At 38.1% G+C, this 19,613-nt stretch carries 14 protein-coding genes, 1 pseudogene and 1 other annotated feature; of the genes and pseudogenes, 13 read left to right on the top strand and 2 right to left on the bottom strand.

The genetic code is table 11. The features are described 5' to 3' along the window. Window positions 1-190 precede the first annotated feature (190 nt). The 5 genes and pseudogenes from FTX43_RS08060 to FTX43_RS08080 all read left to right on the top strand — a co-directional run bounded on the left by FTX43_RS08060 (window position 191) and on the right by FTX43_RS08080 (window position 6,302). Complete coding sequence (locus tag FTX43_RS08060; RefSeq protein ID WP_147606975.1) at window positions 191-1,261, top strand: ABC transporter permease; 1,071 nt, start codon at window positions 191-193, stop codon at window positions 1,259-1,261. Between the two features lie 14 nt (window positions 1,262-1,275). Continuing rightward, window positions 1,276-1,944: an ABC transporter ATP-binding protein gene (locus tag FTX43_RS08065; protein ID WP_002290906.1), complete on the top strand. Its 669-nt coding sequence runs from the start codon at window positions 1,276-1,278 to the stop codon at window positions 1,942-1,944. Between the two features lie 19 nt (window positions 1,945-1,963). Next, a pseudogene (locus FTX43_RS08070) lies at window positions 1,964-2,541 on the top strand (TetR/AcrR family transcriptional regulator). 432 nt (window positions 2,542-2,973) lie between these two features. Next, on the top strand, window positions 2,974-5,265 hold the full coding sequence (locus tag FTX43_RS08075; protein ID WP_002336008.1) for a glycosyl hydrolase family 18 protein: 2,292 nt from the start codon (window positions 2,974-2,976) through the stop codon (window positions 5,263-5,265). 122 nt (window positions 5,266-5,387) lie between these two features. Continuing rightward, window positions 5,388-6,302 carry an N-acetylmuramoyl-L-alanine amidase gene (locus FTX43_RS08080; protein ID WP_002290913.1) on the top strand — a complete coding sequence of 305 codons (915 nt, stop codon included), beginning with the start codon at window positions 5,388-5,390 and terminating at the stop codon, window positions 6,300-6,302. 417 nt (window positions 6,303-6,719) lie between these two features. Here the strand turns inward: FTX43_RS08080 and rnhC are convergent, their stop codons facing one another. Then, window positions 6,720-7,637: a ribonuclease HIII gene (gene rnhC, locus FTX43_RS08085; protein WP_002329499.1), complete on the bottom strand. Its 918-nt coding sequence runs from the start codon at window positions 7,635-7,637 to the stop codon at window positions 6,720-6,722. Between the two features lie 201 nt (window positions 7,638-7,838). Here rnhC and zapA point away from each other — a divergent pair, with 201 nt between their 5' ends. The 8 genes from zapA to FTX43_RS08125 all read left to right on the top strand — a co-directional run bounded on the left by zapA (window position 7,839) and on the right by FTX43_RS08125 (window position 18,103). Further along, on the top strand, window positions 7,839-8,276 hold the full coding sequence (gene zapA / locus FTX43_RS08090) for a cell division protein ZapA (protein ID WP_002290800.1): 438 nt from the start codon (window positions 7,839-7,841) through the stop codon (window positions 8,274-8,276). A gap of 57 nt (window positions 8,277-8,333) precedes the next feature. Then, entirely contained in the window at window positions 8,334-8,882 is a 549-nt protein-coding gene (locus FTX43_RS08095; RefSeq protein WP_002333754.1) for a CvpA family protein, read from the top strand. Window positions 8,883-9,024: 142 nt separating this feature from the next. After that, entirely contained in the window at window positions 9,025-11,385 is a 2,361-nt protein-coding gene (locus FTX43_RS08100; RefSeq protein WP_002290802.1) for an endonuclease MutS2, read from the top strand. A gap of 86 nt (window positions 11,386-11,471) precedes the next feature. Beyond that, window positions 11,472-11,786, top strand: coding sequence for a thioredoxin (gene trxA, locus FTX43_RS08105; RefSeq protein WP_002290803.1), 315 nt, complete (start codon window positions 11,472-11,474; stop codon window positions 11,784-11,786). A 181-nt stretch (window positions 11,787-11,967) separates the two neighbouring features. Further along, the gene (uvrC, locus tag FTX43_RS08110; protein WP_002290804.1) at window positions 11,968-13,746 is read left to right on the top strand and encodes an excinuclease ABC subunit UvrC; all 1,779 of its coding nucleotides are present in this window, start codon (window positions 11,968-11,970) and stop codon (window positions 13,744-13,746) included. 143 nt (window positions 13,747-13,889) lie between these two features. Beyond that, window positions 13,890-14,789: an ABC transporter ATP-binding protein gene (locus FTX43_RS08115; RefSeq protein WP_002290805.1), complete on the top strand. Its 900-nt coding sequence runs from the start codon at window positions 13,890-13,892 to the stop codon at window positions 14,787-14,789. Next, entirely contained in the window at window positions 14,782-16,044 is a 1,263-nt protein-coding gene (locus tag FTX43_RS08120; protein WP_002290806.1) for an ABC transporter permease, read from the top strand. Before FTX43_RS08115 ends, FTX43_RS08120 begins: the two co-directional genes overlap by 8 nt. 160 nt (window positions 16,045-16,204) lie before the next feature. Next, window positions 16,205-18,103, top strand: coding sequence for a fructose-bisphosphatase class III (locus tag FTX43_RS08125; RefSeq protein WP_002290807.1), 1,899 nt, complete (start codon window positions 16,205-16,207; stop codon window positions 18,101-18,103). 543 nt (window positions 18,104-18,646) lie between these two features. Here FTX43_RS08125 and FTX43_RS08130 read toward each other — a convergent pair. Continuing rightward, on the bottom strand, window positions 18,647-19,366 hold the full coding sequence (locus FTX43_RS08130) for a gamma-glutamyl-gamma-aminobutyrate hydrolase family protein (protein WP_002292852.1): 720 nt from the start codon (window positions 19,364-19,366) through the stop codon (window positions 18,647-18,649). Between the two features lie 189 nt (window positions 19,367-19,555). Beyond that, window positions 19,556-19,603: a sequence feature (sodium ion sensor (DUF1646 type); this cis-regulatory element may regulate processes involved in with the transportation of sodium ions), on the top strand. The last annotated feature ends 10 nt before the right edge of the window (window positions 19,604-19,613 follow it).

Genomic DNA, 19,613 nt, shown 5'->3' on the forward strand with positions numbered 1-19,613 from the left:
CACGGTCTTTTATTATGTGAAATGCTATTTTTATAATAAAAAAACTGAAAACTACTAACTAAAAAGCGTTTAGACATCATAAGAAGAGATAATAAAAAAGCGAAAATGTATTTTGAGCATAATATTCGCCAAAAATTTATCAAGTGATAAAATTATTGTATAAAATAATTATTTCAAGAGGAGGAATTAAATGTTTTTAGCATTAAATGAAATTATGCATTCAAAGTTACGTTACGCATTAGTTGCAGGGGTGATGTTTTTAATCGCCTACTTGGTATTTTTTTTGACCGGGTTAGCTTATGGCTTAGCTCAAGACAATCGAACGGCGGTTGACAAGTGGGAGGCAGATTCGATCGTTCTTTCGAAAGATGCAAATTCAAATCTAGGGATGTCCATGATTACTAAGAAGACCGCAGAAGAAGTCGAAGGTGGAAAAGTGGCCTATCTTGCCCAAACTCCAGGAGTCGTGACTAGTAAAGACAGTACAGATGAAGGAAAAATCAATGTTAGCTTCTTTGGTATCGATAAAGATCAGTTCATCATGCCGAATCTTGTTGAAGGAAAAGCTTTTAATAACGATGATGAGGCAATAGGCGATAGTAGCCTGAAGGAAGAATATGGTCTAGCCGTAGGAGATACGGTCAAGTTATCTGGTAGTGATAAGACGTTTAAACTAACTGGTTTTACGGATCATGCCAAGTTTAATGTTTCACCGGTTCTTTATACGACCATCAATGCTTACCAACAAATCCGTTTCGAAAAAGAAGACACAAGTGAGAATGCACGGATCAATGCAATAGTTGTCAGAGGAAAAATCAACGATTTACCTGAAGACTTGGAACAGATCAAAATTTCTAAATTCATCAATGAATTACCTGGATACAATGCACAAGTATTGACTTTTGGGTTTATGATTGGCTTTTTGATTGTTATTGCGGCTATCGTGATCGGGATTTTTATTTATGTACTGACGATGCAAAAAATCAATATCTTTGGTGTAATGAAAGCCCAAGGAATCACGGGAGGATTTATTGCACGCTCTGTAGTGGCACAAACATTCATTTTATCCTTTGTTGGTATTCTTCTTGGTCTAGTGGGAACAGCGGGAACATCTCTTGTTCTACCTGATGCGGTTCCATTCCAAAGCAATTGGCTATTTTTTGGCGTCATTAGCTTGTTGATGTTGGTAGTGGCTGTGTTAGGCGCACTATTTTCTGTTCGGACGATCGTGAAAATCGATCCGCTGAAGGCCATTGGATAAGAAGGAGGAAGAACATGAAAGCAATAGAATTTAAAGAAGTAGAAAAAAGTTTCCAAGATGGCGACCAAGTAGTAAAAGCATTGAAAGAAACAACAATGAGTATCGATAAAGGGGAATTTGTTGCGATCATCGGTCCTTCGGGATCAGGAAAAAGTACCTTTTTGACTTTAGCAGGCGGATTGCAGACACCTAGCAGCGGCTCTGTATTTATCAATGATCAGGAATTCAGTAATCAAAAAGAAAGCGAACGCGTTAAACTCCGTTTCAAGGAAATTGGTTTTATTTTGCAAGCATCAAATCTGGTTCCTTTTCTGACAGTAAAAAAGCAGTTGTTATTAGTAGATAAAATCAAACATGAACATCGGCAAAAAGAAGCAAAAGAATTATTTGAGCAGCTTGGCGTGGATAAGCTGATCAACAAGTATCCAGAAGAACTATCTGGTGGTGAAAGACAAAGGGTGGCAATTGCTCGTGCATTGTACAATGATCCGTCTATTATTCTAGCAGATGAACCAACTGCCAGTTTGGATTCAGAAAAGGCAAGAGAAGTAGTCGATATTTTGGCAAAAGAATCAAAAGAAAAAAATAAAGCAACGATCATGGTGACGCACGACACACGGTTGATTGACAAATGCGATAGAATATTTATGATGGAAGATGGTGTATTGAAAGAAAAAGAATAACCAAAAAGTAGGTGGAAAAATGGTCCATCGATACAATAAAGACACGCAACAAAAATTTTAAAAGAAGCGGCTGACTTGTTCATGTCCAAGGGCTATCTTGGTACTTCAACAAGAGAGATCGCACAAAAAGTTGGGATCACCCAGCCCAATCTTTATCACTATTTTAGTGATAAAGAAAAGTTATATACAGCAGTATTAGAAAAGCACTTAGAAGATGTTGGGAAAGCGTTGAGAGAAATCGTCCAAACAAGCGAAACGAGATTTCAAGTGACGTTGACAAAAATGGCTCAATTTTTGATTGAGACGCATCTTGTTGATTTATTTCTGATGCTTCACGACCTTGAAAGCAATCTTTCCAATGAAACGAGAGATCATCTTTTCTTTCTATGGAAGAAAAATTATCGTGAACCATTTGAAGAAATTTTTTCAACAAACCAATCCGTGTTAAGAAACGGGATTACCAAAGAAATCGCAGCAAGGCATTTTTTCTTAGTGTTGGCACCGTACATCACTCGATCAAAAAGACCTGTAGAAGAACCGCTAAATGTGGCACAATTGATCGATTTATATTTGAATGGTGTATTAGGACAAACGTAAAGCTGTTATATGTGGAGAAAAACAGTTAGGTAAAGAAACAAGATATGACGAAAATCGTTGTATCTTGTTTCTTTTTTATACGGCTAGTTTTTCATGCATAAAATTTTGTTATTCTCTCATAATTATCATGGGATATTTTATTTATTATTTCATTCTAATTGAATCGTTATCAAAAGGGATTTAACCAAAAAGTAGTTTTTGTTTACTTATAAATAACGTAAACAATATAAAAGAAAACGTTTGCAAACAGAATTACAGAATGTTACTATTTAGTTGTAATTATAAAGTCAATGTTTCTGGTGCGTTTGTTCTGTCGGCGATCTAGGAGGTGTTTTTATTTAATAACACAAATAATTAATTATTTGTAGAATGAAAGAAACTATTTATTTGGTGGATGAATCATAACGAATAGACAAAAGGAGGTTTCAAAATATGTCAAAAATGAAAAAAATCAGTTTAGCCGTAATGTTATTTTCTTCGGTGATGTCTGTCACATCTCCGTTATTAGGACAAAAAGACTCTGTCTATGCCGAAGAAACAGCTCAAGTTGTTCCAGCAAAAGAATACCGGAATGTCATGTATTATGGAGATTGGTCCATCTGGGATGGTGAAGGGAAATTTCTTCCTCAAGATATTCCAGCGGATCAGCTAACACATTTGAACTTTGCCTTTTTAGATTTTGATAGCGAGGGGAATCTGACATTTACAGATGCAGATGCTGCTGTAGGTGCATCTTTAGAACAACCTGGCGTAGGATGGAACACACCAAGTTCTGGGATTTTGAATGCAATCCAAGATTTACGCGGCAAAAATAAAAATCTAAAAATAGGCGTATCTTTAGGCGGATGGTCAAAATCAGGAGACTTTTCAGAAGTGGCAGCTGATCCAGTAAAACGTAAAAATCTAGTAGAAAATATCACGAAATTTATTAAGTATACCAATATGGATTTTGTCGATGTCGATTGGGAATATCCAGCTGATGTCCGTCAGCCAGATCTAGTAGATAATGTAAACGATGAAGGAACACCACATGCCAAACCGGAAGACAAAGAGAATTACATCACGCTTTTAAAAGAGATTCGCGAGTCAATTGATCAACAAGGAGAAAAGTTAGGGAAAACATATGAATTATCTGTAGCGCTTCCTTCTTCCAGAGAAAAATTAAATGATGGGATTGACATTCCTAAATTATTCTCTGTGGTCGATTTTGCCAATATCATGACCTATGATTTGAATGGGGCATGGAGTCCCAACAGTGCTCACCATACGGCACTATATGGCAATCCAGCTGATCCTAATTATGAAGAAGGTCTTTCTGTCGATCAGACAGTCAAATTTTTACAAAAAGAAGGAGCTCCTTCCGACAAAATCGTGATTGGTGCAGCTTTTTATACACGCGGCTGGCATGAGGTAGAAAGCGGGGATAACAAAGAGCTACCTGGTTTGTTCCAATCAGCAAAAGCAAGCAACCAAGATGCCGATCAAACACCTTCTTACGGTGCCAAAAACAAAAACGATCTCGTTTCAGGAAATGGTGGTAGAGCTGGCGGCGTCTGGCCTTATCGGAATATCGCTGATTTGATTGATCAAACAGCAGACTTAAAAGAATATTGGGATGATGTAGCGAAAGCACCTTATATGTACAGTAAAACAACAGGAGAATTCTTTACTTATGACAATGTCAAATCTGTCAGCTACAAAGCAGAATATGTAAAAGAAAATGAATTAGGTGGAGTAATCTCCTGGATGCAATCACAAGATAAGGAAACCAACAGTAGTAAGAGAGACGAGCTGACTAATGCGATCAAACAAGGATTATTCGGTGACGAAAAACTGTCAGAACAAGAAATAGTTTCCTCCCCGTTAGCGATTGATGTGGATATTTCTACTTATAGTGAATATGGTGCGAATGGTTATAACATCACTATCAAGAACAACGAGCAGCTTAACGAAACTTCTAGTGTATTGAGTGCAGTGGAATTAGCCCAAGAAACAATCAAATTCCCTAAACTATATATTCCAATCCATTCAGCTGAAAGCCTAAGTGCCGGAGATTACAAAGCTGGAACAGTAACGATAGAAAATGGGTATGTCGTGATTGATTTAGCTTCTGTATATGACGGTAAACATATCGAGCCAGATGCTTCTTATGAATTTAGATTAAGATCAAGTGATGAAAATCCAACAGTCGATCGAATTGGCCATATTGCGTTAGTCCAAAGAATCGGAGATGAAGGAGCGGAAATCAATCGGCAAGTCATCTATGGAAAAGAACTGATACCGGATCCATCCGATACGCAACCCCCATCTGTACCCGAAAATCTAGCTGTTTCAGATATTCAAGGAACACAAGTTACTTTGAGTTGGGAAGAATCAACAGACAATAATCAGGTGGCAGGTTATTACATCTATCGTGATGGTCAGCGTGTAGCACAAACAGCTCATACTCGATATACAGATACAGGTTTGGAGACAAATACACCGTACACTTATACAGTCAGTGCATTTGACGCTTCTGGAAATGTATCTGAGAAAAGCTTGCCGATAACGATCACAACGAAAAGCGAAGACCCTGCTCCAGGATACGAAGAATGGAACCCAGAAAAAGCTTATGTCAAGGGAGACATCGTCACTTATAAAGGGAAAGTTTATCAGGCAAAGTGGTGGAATCAAGGGGAAGAACCAGGTTCTAATGAGTGGGGCGCATGGGAACTGATTGGTTAAATTTGCTGTTTATTTGAAAACACGGGGCTGTGACAAAACGTTTGTCGCAGCTCCTTTTTTGCGTACTTAAGCTGATTTTAAGTTTTGACCCTTAGTCTGGATCTACGAGGTGAGAGTCAAGCATGAAAAAAATAATTGGAGCTTTTGTATGTGCAATCATTATCATTATTATCTGTTTTCAAATAGATGTTTTTGGTCAAAAAAAGATAGTTGGGCAAACAGTCAGCAGTACGAACAGTACGGTTACAAAGACAAAGGAATCATCTGATGACACAAAACAAGAGACATTAGTCAAAATCGGAAAAAATGACCGTACACTATATACAGATGACTCGCTAACGACCCCATTAGCAACTATAAACGGCGGAGAACTGACGGAGTTTCTTTCCGAAACAAAAAATGCTTATCAGATCAAGACAAATGATGGCTATACTGGATATTTAGCCCTCGAAGATGGAACCAAAGTCACAAAGAATATACAAACAAAACCGAAAGAGTTATCTGATGCAGTGATTGTATTAGATCCTGGGCATGGCGGAAATGATACTGGGGCATTAAGCAATGATGAACAAACAGAAGAAAAGGATATAACATTAAGTACAGCCATAAAAGTAAAAAAGGCGCTAGAGGATGCTGGAGCAACGGTTTATTTGACCCACACTACAGATGAATTAGTACAGCTTGGAGATATATGCGACTACAGTGAAGAAAAAAAGGCAGATGTCTTTATCAGCTTACATGCAGACTCTACGGAATATGCGAATGAAGCAACTGGGATCACGACATATTATTACTATGGACAAGAGGAAACATTAGCACAAACAATCGCTGATTCCTTCACTGATCTGCCTCTGGATTCAAGAGGAATCTCCACTGGGAACTATCAAGTTCTTCGAGAAAATCTTCAACCTTCTATTTTAATCGAGATGGGTTATATGAATAATGATGGTGATTTAGAGGAATTAGTAACAGACAGTTATCAGCAGCAGATCGCTGCAAGTTTGACACAAGCATTGACCACCTATTTTCAGCAATAAATAAGGAAAGAGGTTGTGACAGAAGTGGTCAGCTTCAAGAAATAAGAAGGAATTTACGAAAATTGCTTCTCAAATTTTTGTGAAATTTCGGCTTATTTTTCGAAGAAGCTACTTCTGGAACACCGTTTAAGAAAGAGGTCGTGAGCCTGCCGTTCAGCTCCGAGTCACAAGGAGCAATTTCAAAAAACAGCTTCTCCTATTTTTCGTTTGGTTGGACTTATTATCGCAGATACAAGCTTTTGAACACCGTTTAAGGAAGAGGTTGTGAAATCAGCGTTCTGATCTGAGTATTAGAGAAACAAACGGAAAAATAGCTCCTCATATTTTGCCGTTTGTTGAGCTAATATCGAGGGTCAGCTAATTGAACACCGTTTATTCGGAATAAGGGACTGTGACACGACTTATGTCACAGTTTTTTTATTTTTTTATTAGCTTCAACGCTTTTTCTGTATTGGCAAAGTGAAGTTTGGCATATTTTTCAAGCATAGGCATGCCGCCTTTTTCTAATAGTTTTGCCGCTATTTGATCAGATTTCGTTCCAGCTCCTGAGGGAAGGGTGATTCCAGCTTCAGCTGATGCTTTGTCTAACTCTTCTAAAAAGCTGGCACGACTGATGATAGAAGCAGCAGCAACAGCTAAATGATATTGTTCTCCTTTAGTAACGAAGTACAGTTTTTCTTGCAAGTGATTTTTTTCTAAACGCGCATATTTTTTAAAATTTGCTTCTGGCGTAAACTGATCAATCAAAATCGCTTCTGGTTTTTCTGGTGCGATCTTTTTTAGCAGCAAATGGATTGCTTGATTATGCAAAGCGACTTTCATCCGAACAGCATTGTATTTTGGCTGGATCTCATTGTATTTTTCTGGGGGCAAGACAAGTAGTTTGTAAGGGATAGTTTCTTTTAAGACATCAGCAAGTTGGATGATTTGGCTATCTTTTAACTCTTTTGAATCTCGAACACCAAGTTTACGTAATTCTGCAAGCTGATCACGTTTCACATAAGCAGCACATACTGTTAGTGGACCGAAATAGCTGCCATTTCCGACTTCATCGCTACCTAAAACGGATAATTGACTGATATTTTTTGGCAAAGAAGAGACCGTTCTTGCTGGTTTGGCCTGCTTATCCTGTGCCTGTCCCCAGCGCTGAGCTTCCGTTTCTGCGTTTGCCCCTTGGAACATCACTTTTCCTGATGTGTAAGCAGTGATGGTCGTCCCGTCTTTTTTAGCAGCAAAGATAGTATAAGGAATCTGTTTATTTAACAAATAAGAGCGATAGTGTGCTTTCATTTGACTAAGTTGGTCGTTCGTTGCTTTGATAATGACGTTGCTCATAAAATTCTCCTCGTTTTTATACATAAATCTATACCGCAACTCCTGACTTTTCGTTTTCTAAGAGGTTGCGAGACATAGCATTTTTTTAAAGTTTATCATATAATAGTTAAGTATGTGAAAAATATTTGTGGAGAACGGTGAAAGAACCAACTTCATGGTACACTAAATAAAACTTTCATCAAATAGGAGGAAATGATTCGTATGGCGCACGAAAAAACACGCTACAAAGCAGTGATTGCCAACCAAACATATACTATTATCGGACGGGAAACCAAGCATCATATGGATATCGTAACGAAGCTGATCAATGAGCAGTTAGCAGAATTGAAACAATTATCACCACAAATGGATAATGAACAAGCAGCGATCTTGATGGCTGTCAATGCGCTTTCGGATCAATTGAAGAAACAAGAAAGAATCTTGGAGCTAGAAGAAGAAACAGCAGAATTAAAGAAAAAAATGATCAAATTTACAGAGCTTGAAAATCGCGTAAAACGCATGGAAGCAATCGAGAATGAAGCTCGAGAAGTACTGAAAGAAAATGGTCAAGCAGATTATACTATTAAAAATCATGTGGAAGCACAGCAGATTTTAAATGAAAAACGAAAAGGACAAATCAAACAAAAATCTTCTAATTAAGATCCTTTTATCAAAATAAGAAAAATTTAAAAAAGTTAGAAGAGAAAGGAACGTAGCATGCTGAGTTTGCTGATTTTATTTTTATTGCTAATTGCGTTTTTTTCTGGAGCACGTCGCGGGTTTGCTTTACAAGTCATATTCGCAATCGGATATGTGTTGTCATTTATTGCTGCCCAGCATTTTTACAAACCATTAGCAAGTCATTTGGAATTATACATTCCATACCCAGCTGTCACCCCGACATCAAAGTTAGCATTTTTTGATCAAGTATTTGCCTTTCACCTAGATGAAGCTTTTTATGCAGGAACGGCTTTTCTGATCATTTTGCTGATTGGCTGGCTGATCACCCGATTTGTGGGGGTCTTTGTCCATGGATTGACATATGTGCCGATCTTGAGACAGGTAGACTGGATTGCAGGAGGTATCCTGTCACTAATCATGGCTTACGTTACTATATTTTTGATTTTGCAGTTACTTGCCTTTGTTCCATTAGATGTGGTCCAAAATCAATTCGGCGAGCATAGTTTCGCTCGTTTTATCGTTGAGAGAACGCCCTTTCTTACCAACAAGATGTATGAGCTTTGGGTAACGAATATTTTGAATTAAGGAAAATAGGGCTAGAAAATATTTTTTTAGAAAAACTTTTACAAGAATGTTTTGTTTTTTGTACACAGTAGTTTATTTAAGAAGGCTGCGCAACGTATGTCCGGCACAGCCCTTTTTTCATAGTGAAAGATAAGGTGATAAAATGAATAACCGAATCCTTGAAACATTGGAATTTGAAAAAGTCAAACAGATGGTCAAACAATTTGTAGTGACTGCACAAGGAAAAGAAGAACTGGCAGAATTGGTACCAGTGAGCGAGAAACAAACGATCACAGAATGGCTTCAAGAAACTGAGGATGGGTTGAAAGTACAACGTCTGCGAGGCGGGATTCCTATACCAAAACTTGAAAATATCCGCCCTCATATGAAACGGATCGAAATCGGGGCAGATTTGAATGGAGTGGAGCTTGCACAAGTTTCCAGAGTGTTATCTACGACAAGTGAATTGCATCGGTTCATTGATGATCTTTCTGACAGTGAAATTGAATTTGCGCGTTTGTATATGTGGGCAGATCAGCTAGTCACGATTCCTGTTTTAAGTCGCCGTTTAAAGGAAGCAATCGATGAAGACGGACGCGTGACCGACGATGCTTCTCCTGAGCTAAAAATCATAAGACAGAACATTCGTCGCAGTGAACAAGCTGTTCGTGAACAGTTAGACGGAATCGTCCGCGGGAAGAACGCAAAATATTTGAGCGATGCAATCATCACCATGCGAAATGACCGCTACGTTATCCCAGTCAAACAAGAATACCGCGGTGTATTTGGCGGTGTAGTCCACGATCAAAGTGCTTCAGGACAGACTTTATTTATTGAACCAAAACAAGTGGTGGATTTGAATAATCGTTTGCGTCAATATCAAATCGCTGAACGAAATGAGATTCAACGTATTTTAAGTGAACTTTCTGCAGAACTTGTTCCACATCGTCAAGAAATCATCCACAATGCTTATGTGATTGGTAAAATGGATCTGATGAATGCAAAAGCACGATTTGGTAAAGAACTAAAAGCCATCGTGCCGGGAATCAGTGAAGACAATCATGTCGTCTTGAAACAAGCAAGACATCCGCTGATCGATCAGGAAAAAGTAGTTCCTAATGATATCGCAATTGGAAAAGACTATCAAGCCATCGTCATTACAGGACCTAATACAGGTGGGAAAACGATCACGTTGAAGACTTTAGGTCTGTTACAGCTGATGGGGCAAGCAGGGTTGCCGATTCCTGCAGGAGAAGAAAGCCAAATCGGTATTTTTGAAGAAGTATTTGCGGATATAGGAGACGAACAGTCGATTGAGCAAAGTCTATCGACCTTTTCTTCTCATATGACGAACACTGTAGATATTTTATCAAAAGTCAATGAAAAAAGTCTGGTACTATTTGACGAGCTTGGTGCAGGAACAGATCCGCAAGAAGGTGCTGCTCTAGCAATCGCGATCTTAGATGATCTTGGTAAAAAGTCTGCTTATGTGATGGCAACAACACACTATCCTGAATTGAAAGTTTATGGATACAATCGGGCAAATACGATTAATGCTAGTATGGAGTTCGATGTGGATACACTAAGTCCAACGTATCGTTTACTGATCGGTGTGCCTGGTCGGAGCAATGCGTTTGAAATCTCCAGCCGATTAGGTCTTGATACAGATGTTATTAATGAAGCAAAGCAGTTGATGAATGATGAGAGCCAAGATTTAAATGAAATGATCACAGATTTAGAGAATCGCCGGAAAATGGCAGAGACCGAATATCTGGAAATGCGTCATTTTGTTTCTGAGGCACAAGAACTTCATCATGATTTGAAAGAAGCTTACAGCTATTTCTTTGAAGAACGTGAAAAAGAAATAGAGAAAGCAAAGAAAAAAGCAAATGAAGTCGTGTCAGAGGCGGAAAAAAAAGCAGAAAAAATCATTGCTGATATTCGTAAAATGCAACAGCAGATCGGGCAAGGAAATGTGAAAGAGCATCAGTTGATCGATGCAAAGACCCAATTAGCAAATCTACATCAAGAAGAAACATTGAAGAAAAATAAAGTATTGAAGAAGGCGAAAGAACAAAAAACATTAAAACCGGGAGACGAAGTGTTGGTTACGACTTACGGCCAAAGAGGGACGCTTTTACGTAAAAACGGGAATCAGTGGCAAGTAGAAATCGGTATACTAAAAATGAATGTGTCCGAAGACGAACTGACGCCTGTTGCTCCTCAAAAAGAGCCGACACAACGAGTTGTCCATGCTGTACGCTCTGAATCTAGCAGTCATGTGCCGAATCAATTGGACCTTCGAGGAAAACGATATGAGGAAGCGCTAAGTGAAGTAGATCAGTATTTGGATTCTGCCATCCTAGCAGGTTATCCTCAAGTGACTATTGTCCACGGAAAGGGGACAGGCGCACTTCGCAAGGGAATTACTGATTATCTTAAAAACCATCGGAGCGTCAAAAGCTTTGAGTTTGCACCGGCAAATCAAGGCGGAAATGGTGCAACAATTGTTAAATTTAAGTAAAACTTACTAAAGGTAAGCAGATGGTTCGCTATCCAAGGATAGAAATGCTATACTGGTCATAGATTTTAAAAATGGAGGTCTTTGATATGTCACAAGTAATTACAGATAAGACATTTAATGAAGAAACAGACAAAGGACTTGTATTAATTGATTTTTGGGCAACTTGGTGTGGCCCATGTCGTATGCAGGCACCGATTTTGGATCAATTGGAACAAGAATATGATGAAGAAGAATTCAGAATTGCTAAAATGGATGTGGATGAAAATCCAGAAACTCCTCAACAATTCGGAATCATGAGTATTCCAACATTAATGTTGAAAAAAGATGGTCAAGTAGTAGAAAAAGCTGTTGGTGTTCATTCAAAAGAACAACTACGTCAAATGATCGATCAATATTTATAAAAGCTTAAAGCAAAAATAAGCTGAGGATGGGACTGAATTCAGTTCCGTCCTCGGTTTTTTTGCGGTTGAGTTAAGGTTATTCAAATTAACATTTTTTGAGTATAATTACGTTGTCAGGCTGGATTGTTTTTTTGACAGACATGCTATAATAACTTTAATTGAATATGAAGGGGAGTACCAGATGAACGAACGAATCAAAAACAAACTAGCTTTACTTCCTGATCAGCCCGGCTGTTACTTGATGAAAGATAAAAATGGAACGATCATTTATGTCGGAAAAGCCAAAATATTGAAAAATCGCGTCCGCTCATACTTTACTGGCAGCCATAATACGAAAACGGAACGGCTTGTTAGTGAAATTGAAGACTTTGAATACATCGTTACAGAATCGAATATAGAAGCTTTGCTCTTAGAAATCAATCTGATAAAGAAAAATGATCCTAAATACAATATTATGTTAAAGGATGATAAAACCTATCCTTTCCTTAAGATAACGAATGAAAAATATCCCCGTTTGGTGATTACTCGCAAAGTACTAAAAGACAAAGCACTGTATTTTGGACCATATCCAGATGTCGGTGCGGCGAATGAGACAAAGAAGATTCTCGACCGATTATTTCCTCTGAGAAAATGCAAACCTAGTCAGACGAAGGAGCCTTGTCTTTACTATCATTTGGGGCAATGTCTGTGTCCTTATTATTTCGACGTAGATCCGAAAGTCTATACGAAAATCGTTGATGAAGTGAAAAACTTTTTAAACGGAGGACACGAAAAAATCGAGTCAGAGATCCATCAGAAAATGGAAAAAGCTGCTGAAAACATGGAATTTGAAAAAGCTGCAGAATACCGAGACCAGATCCGTGCTATCGAAACAATCATGACTCGCCAAAAAATGACAAATACTGATTTACTGGATCGAGATGTATTTGGTTATGCGATTGATAAAGGCTGGATGTGTGTCCAAGTGTTTTTTGTAAGACAAGGAAAGTTAATTGAACGAGATGTTTCAATGTTTCCTTTCTATAACGAAGCAGAAGAAGATTTTTTGACTTATATTGGTCAGTTTTATCAGGAAAATGAACATTTCATTCCTAAAGAAGTCTTGATTCCTGATACGATCGACAAGCCAAGTGTAGAAGCTTTGTTGGATACGAAAGTTCTACAACCGAAACGAGGCGAAAAGAAAAAATTAGTGGAATTGGCGAATAAGAATGCCTCAGTTGCTTTGAATGAACGATTTGATCTGATTGCTAGAAAGCAGGAACGGACGATCGGAGCAGTGGAACGTTTAGGAAACGCAATGAATATCCCGACCCCAATACGCATTGAATCATTTGATAACTCTAATATCATGGGGACGAATCCTGTGGCTGCGATGGTCGTATTCATTGATGGAAAACCAGCAAAAAAAGAATATCGGAAATATAAAATAAAAACAGTCAACGGACCGGATGATTATGCATCGATGAGAGAAGTCATCTATCGCAGATATTCACGAGTGATTCGTGAAGGGTTGCCTTTACCTGATTTGATCTTGATTGATGGAGGAAAAGGACAAGTCGATGTAGCAAAAGATGTCTTAGAAAATCAATTAGGAATCGATATTCCTATTGCTGGTATGGCAAAAAACGATAAACATAAAACAAATGAGTTGCTATTCGGTACAGATTTGGCTGTAGTACCACTTGAACGAAATTCACCTGAGTTTTTCCTGCTCCAGCGGGTCCAAGATGAAGTCCATCGATTCGCAATCACTTTCCATCGGCAGCTGCGTAGTAAAAACAGTTTTGCTTCCCGATTAGACGAAATTGAAGGGCTAGGACCGAAACGAAAAAAAATGTTGCTTAAAGAGTTCAAATCATTGAAAAATATCACAGCAGCTACGATAGAAGAATTACAAGAAATCGGACTACCGAAAAATGTCGCACAAAACGTATTTGATAAATTACATCAGGAATGAGAAAAGGGCACTTTACAAAGAAAGTAAAGTGTCCTATCATTTTAATTACAACAACAAGAGAGTATACGTTTTGTTGGTAAATAATAAATCGCTTACATCTGGTGTCTTAGGATATATGGATTTATTGAAGAAGGAGTGAAGAAATGTTAGAAGTCAAGAATCTTGTTAAAACTTTTGGGAACTACACAGCTGTCGATCATGTCTCTTTCCAAATCCCAGACGGAAAAATCATGGGGCTGATTGGTCAAAACGGTGCTGGGAAGACAACGACTTTTCGTTTGATCTTGGATTTTTTGACACAAGACCAGGGAGAAGTGTTATGGAATGGTCATCATCTTGGGGAGAAAGATTATGATATCATCGGCTATCTTCCAGAAGAACGAGGACTTTATCCAAAAGTAACGATTCAAGACCAACTGCTTTATTTTGCAGAACTTAGAGGGAAATCAAGAAAAGAAATTGAACCAAAAATCGATTTTTGGATGGAAAAATTTCAGGTAAAAGGGAAAAAGACGGATAAAGTAAAATCTTTGTCTAAAGGGAATCAGCAAAAAGTCCAGCTTATCGCCACATTGATCCATGAACCTAAATTGATCATTTTGGATGAACCATTTAGCGGGTTAGATCCGGTAAACGCGGAATTACTGAAAGATGGAATATTGGAATTGAAAAAACACGGTTCGTGTGTCATTTTTTCTAGCCATAATATGGATAATGTAGAAAAAATCTGTGATCATTTGATCATGCTGCGAAACGGAAAAATGGTTTTGAATGGAAAAGTCCATGAGATCCGTGAATCATTTGGCCGTACGAAGTTATTCTTGGAATCTGGGTTAAGTCAACAGGAAGTAGAAGAAATCGAAGGCGTGAAAAAAGTGATCCTTCGTGAGGATAATACATTAGAGATCACATTAGAAGATCCTGAAGCTGGGAAAGAAATCTTTACTCGTGCGACACAATTCGGCTATATCCCTATGTTCAACCAGCAGCCGCCAACTTTGGAAGAGATTTTCAAATTGAAAGCAGGTGAAATCGATGCGTAAGTTTTGGATTATTACCAAAGATGTCTATTTAAAAAATGTCAAGTCGATTTCTTTCTTGATTATGATATTAGTCCCTTTCATCATGCTAGGTATTATTTATGTAGCAGGAAACTTTGCCCAGCAAAATAGTGATGTCAATAAAATCGGCGTATTGGCTGATAATGAGCAAATCAGTCAGCAATTGAGCCAAGTCAAAACAGATGATTTTGAGTTCAAAGCAGTGGATTCTGAAGAAAACGCACAAAAAGACCTTTCGAAAGAAAAAATTGATGCTTATTTAGTAGTCTCAACTGATAAAGATAAAGTAAATGGGACGCTTTATAGCGAAAATTCATTGGGACAAAGTACACAACTGCTGATACAACAACAATTGACTGGCTTGCAATCGATGCTTCGAGCAAGCGAATTAGGTATTTCTCCAGAAGAAGTGGCAAGTTTGAGCCAACAGGCAAGTTTGACTCGGCAAAAAGTCAACTTTGATTCAAAAGGAAAAATGTCGGTAGGAGAAGATAATTCGACAGTCCAATATGTTGTCAGCTATGTGGCGACGATTGTCTTGTTCATTATCATTCTGACTTATGCACAAATCATTGCACAAGAGATTGCTTCTGAAAAAGGCACGCGGATCATGGAAGTGATCCTGTCCAGTACGACTGCACAAAAGCATTTTTACGGGAAACTAACTGGTGTTTTGCTTGTTGCATTAACGCAAATGGCATTATACGGCATTATTTTTGGTGTAGGATACAATCAATTCAAAGATATGGAAATGGTCAAGAATATATTGGACGGTATCTCATTAGATAATTTGATTGGACCATTCTTGTGGTATTCTCTTCTATTTATGATCTTTGGCATTTTGATTTTTTCTGTTTTGGCAGCTTTATGTGGCTCTTTGGTCAACAAAGCAGAAGATACAGCAAAAGCAATCTTGCCAGTGACTTATTTATCTTTAGGCGGATACATGCTTGGGTTGATATTAGGTGCGTCAGATCCAAATAATATCGTTATTCGGATCACTTCGTATATTCCATTTTTATCTTCTTATATTATGCCGGTTCGCTTGGCAAATGAGACAGTCGGTATGGGTGGAGCATTGATTTCCTTGTTGGTACTTGTAGCCGTGACATTCTTATTGATGATCTTGTCTGCAAACATGTACAAATCGAATGTACTCGTGTATAGCGAAGGCGGATTATGGAGTTCATTGAAACAATCGATTTCAATTATGAGAAATGAACGAAAAAAAGCATAAAATATAGAAAAAATATAGAAGGAAGCTGGACATTTATTGTTCCCAGCTTCTTTTTTGTATAGACCTATTTCTATTTTTTATTATATTGGATATATATTCATTGAAAATAGCGTATAACAACTTTATAATGTTGAGTATACCAATTTTTGGAGGCGTTTTAATGGACCGCTATTTAGATTTACTTTCAGAGAAGTTCCCTACAACGGAAGATGTCATCACGGAAATCATCAATCTCGAAGCAATTTTGCAGCTTCCAAAAGGAACAGAGTTATTTTTGAGCGATATACATGGCGAATTTCCTGCTTTTGATCATATTCTGCGTATCGGTTCAGGAAATCTTAAAGAAAAGATCAAAGACCTTTTCTCTGAACAAATGACGGAAACGGAGATCAGCCAATTCACTATTTTTACGGCTTATCCAGAATATGTATTGACGACTGATTGGTACAAAAAACAAGATAAATCCCAGCTGATCCATCGTTTGATCGATCTTTTACGGTTTACGACAGTCAAATACACTCGATCAAAAGTTCGAAAAGGATTGCCGAAAGAATATAGCTATATCATTGAGGAACTCTTGTATATCGATGATCGTATCAACGGGAAAAAAGACTATGTAAAAAAAATCATTGAACAACTTGTCTTGATGAAGGAAGAAGAAAAATTTTTAACAAAACTTGCGCAGACGATCCAAAAATCTGTCATCGATCATTTGCATATCGTGGGTGATATTTTTGATCGGGGAACTCAAGCAGCCAAAGTAATGGATCGAATCATGGATTTTTCCTCTGTAGATATCCAGTGGGGGAATCATGATATTTTGTGGATTGGTGCGTATTGCGGCTCTGAGGCATGTTTATTGACGCTTTTACGGATTGCCGCACGCTACAACTATTTATTTGAATTAGAGAAAGAATATGGATTAAATTTACGTCCATTATTTTCTTTTGCCCATCAAACCTACCAGAAGAATCCTGTATTTACCCCTAAAAACAGGAAAGATCTATCTGAAAGAGAACAAGAAGAATTAGAAAAGATCCATCAAGCACTTTCTATCCTCCAATTCAAATCAGAACATCAGTTGTTGGATCGACGACCTGAATTTAAAATGGACGATCGTAAATTGTTGGAAAAAATCAACTATGAAGAATCAACAATCGATTTAGAAGGTCAGCTCTATGAGTTGAAAGGGACTTGTTTTCAAACGATCCAGCCAGATGATCCTAAAAAGTTCTTGGAAGAGGAACAAAAAGTGATCGATAGTTTGATGTATTCATTCCAGCACTCGTTAAGAATGCAAAAACACATGACGTTTTTGATCGAAAAAGGGGGAATGTATCTCACGAATAATCAGCATGTACTGTTTCATGGCTGTATACCTGTAGATGAAAAGGGGCAGCTCTTAGCATTTGAATTAGACCAATCTTATCGCGGAAAAGAATTACTGGGATTTTTTGAAAAACAGATAACTGAAAGCGCAAAAGATTTGACTGCAAAAGAAGATTTGGCGACCGATTTGATTTGGTATGCGTGGAGCGGGCCATTTTCGCCTTTATTCGGCAAGAGTAAAATGGCCACTTTTGAGCGCTATTTTCTCACAGAGCCTCATACGCACGTCGAAAAAAGCAATCCCTATTATCACTTGCGAGATGAAGAGTGGTTCAGTGAAAAAATTTTGGCAGAATTCGATGCAAAAGAAGAAGGTTCAGCAATCATCAATGGGCACACGCCAGTAAAAGTAAAAAAAGGAGAGTCACCGATCAAAGCAAACGGAAAAGCATTTGTTATTGACGGAGGTCTATCCAAAGCTTATCAAAAAACAACCGGGATTGCTGGCTACTCACTATTATGCAATTCTTACGGTTTCCAAATCGTGACACATTATCCGTTCTTGCCTATTGAACAGCAATTTGCAAAAAAATCTGATCAAACGAATGTAAAAAAAGTAATCGAGCAGCAGCTCCCACGCAAACTTAATCGGGATACGACAAAAGGAATGGAATTACAGCAACAGATTACTCAGCTCCAAAGGCTGTTGGACTATCGAAAGGACGATTGAGAAAAATGCTAGCCAACATTGCTCAATAGACTAAAAAGCGACTGCAACAAAAGGCGTGTCGCAGTCTCCTTCGGAATTAGCTCAAAAAACGGAAAAATATGAGGAGCTATTTTTCCGTTTATTTCTCTAATACTCAGGTCAGGGCGCTGATTTCACGACCTCTTGGTAAACGGTGTTCAAAAGCCAGTTTCTCGGTATTAAGCCAAATTTATTTAAAAATGTGGAAAGCCATTTTCACAAAATTTTTCTTAATACTCGAAACTAAACAGCTTTTTCACAACCTCTGATTCACGGTGTTCAAAAGCTTGCATCTGCGGTAATAAGCCCAGCCAAACGAAAAATATGAGAAGCTATTTTTGTTTGACTGTTCTTATTACTTGATGCAGGACAGCTTTTTCACAACCTCTTTCCTTAAACGGTGTTCTCCTGCCAACTCCTCGGTCACAAGTCACAATATCCAACAAACATGAGAAGCTGTTTTTTGAAATTGCTCCTTGTGACTCAGAGTTAAACGGCAGGCTCACGACCTAATCAGAAAAACGATTAAAATTCATTCACAAAGAAATCGAATAAACGCTGTTCAGATGAATCTACACGATGAGAAAGTTCCGGATGCCATTGGACACCAAGAATTTTGTGCATATTATCTTTACTTTGGACTGCTTCAATGAGTCCATCGTTGGAAAAGGCGATGGCTTTTAACAAAGGAGAAAGATCTTTGACTGCCTGATGATGATAGGAATTCACAAAGTATGAATCAGGGAGAAGGTCACTTAATAAACTGTCCGAAACGATTTTGACTTCGTGAGTCGCAAACTGCGGGGCAGTGGGCTGTTGTTCGTGTTTTACGGACCATTTTGGATATAATGAAAGATCTTGATAAAGTGTTCCCTCCAACACGACATTCAATAGTTGAAGTCCTCGGCAGACTGCAAAAATCGGTTTTCTTTGTTTCAATGCTTCCAAGATCAATGCCTGTTCGAATTGGTCTCGTTGAATATTTGTTTCCGTCAGTTTTGGATGAGGGTCTTCCATGTAAAGTTGCGGACTAACATCCTGACCGCCTGCAAGAATGAGTTTGTCGATTTTCTCAATTAGTTGAGGCGCTGAATCTGGAGACATGACTGGCAGAATAAGAGGCAATCCTTGAGCATCTAAAACTGCATCCACAAATCCCTGCGGTGTATAGCTTACTTGATTTCCTTGGAAAGTATCTGTCGCTCGAATCAGTTGATTCCCGGCAATGCCGATGATTGGTTTCATTTTTATTCCCCCTAAAGTAGACTAATTGTAACAAGGATTTAAAAAAATTTAAACTATGTAAGACTTGCCCCTATACTTATCTGTTCTTGCTGTGTTACTATCTGTAAAGAGAATTTTCGTGTGAAATTCATGACGATAGTTGAAAATATTGCTTAATTTGTTATAATAAAAAGTAAGCAGAAATAAAAAGGTTGGGCGTAAGCTTCAAGGATCTAGTTCTTCAAGGGGTGAGAAGGACATTTTATTG

This window comes from Enterococcus sp. DA9, assembly GCF_008000875.1.
Classification (GTDB): Bacteria; Bacillota; Bacilli; order Lactobacillales; family Enterococcaceae; genus Enterococcus_B; species Enterococcus_B lactis.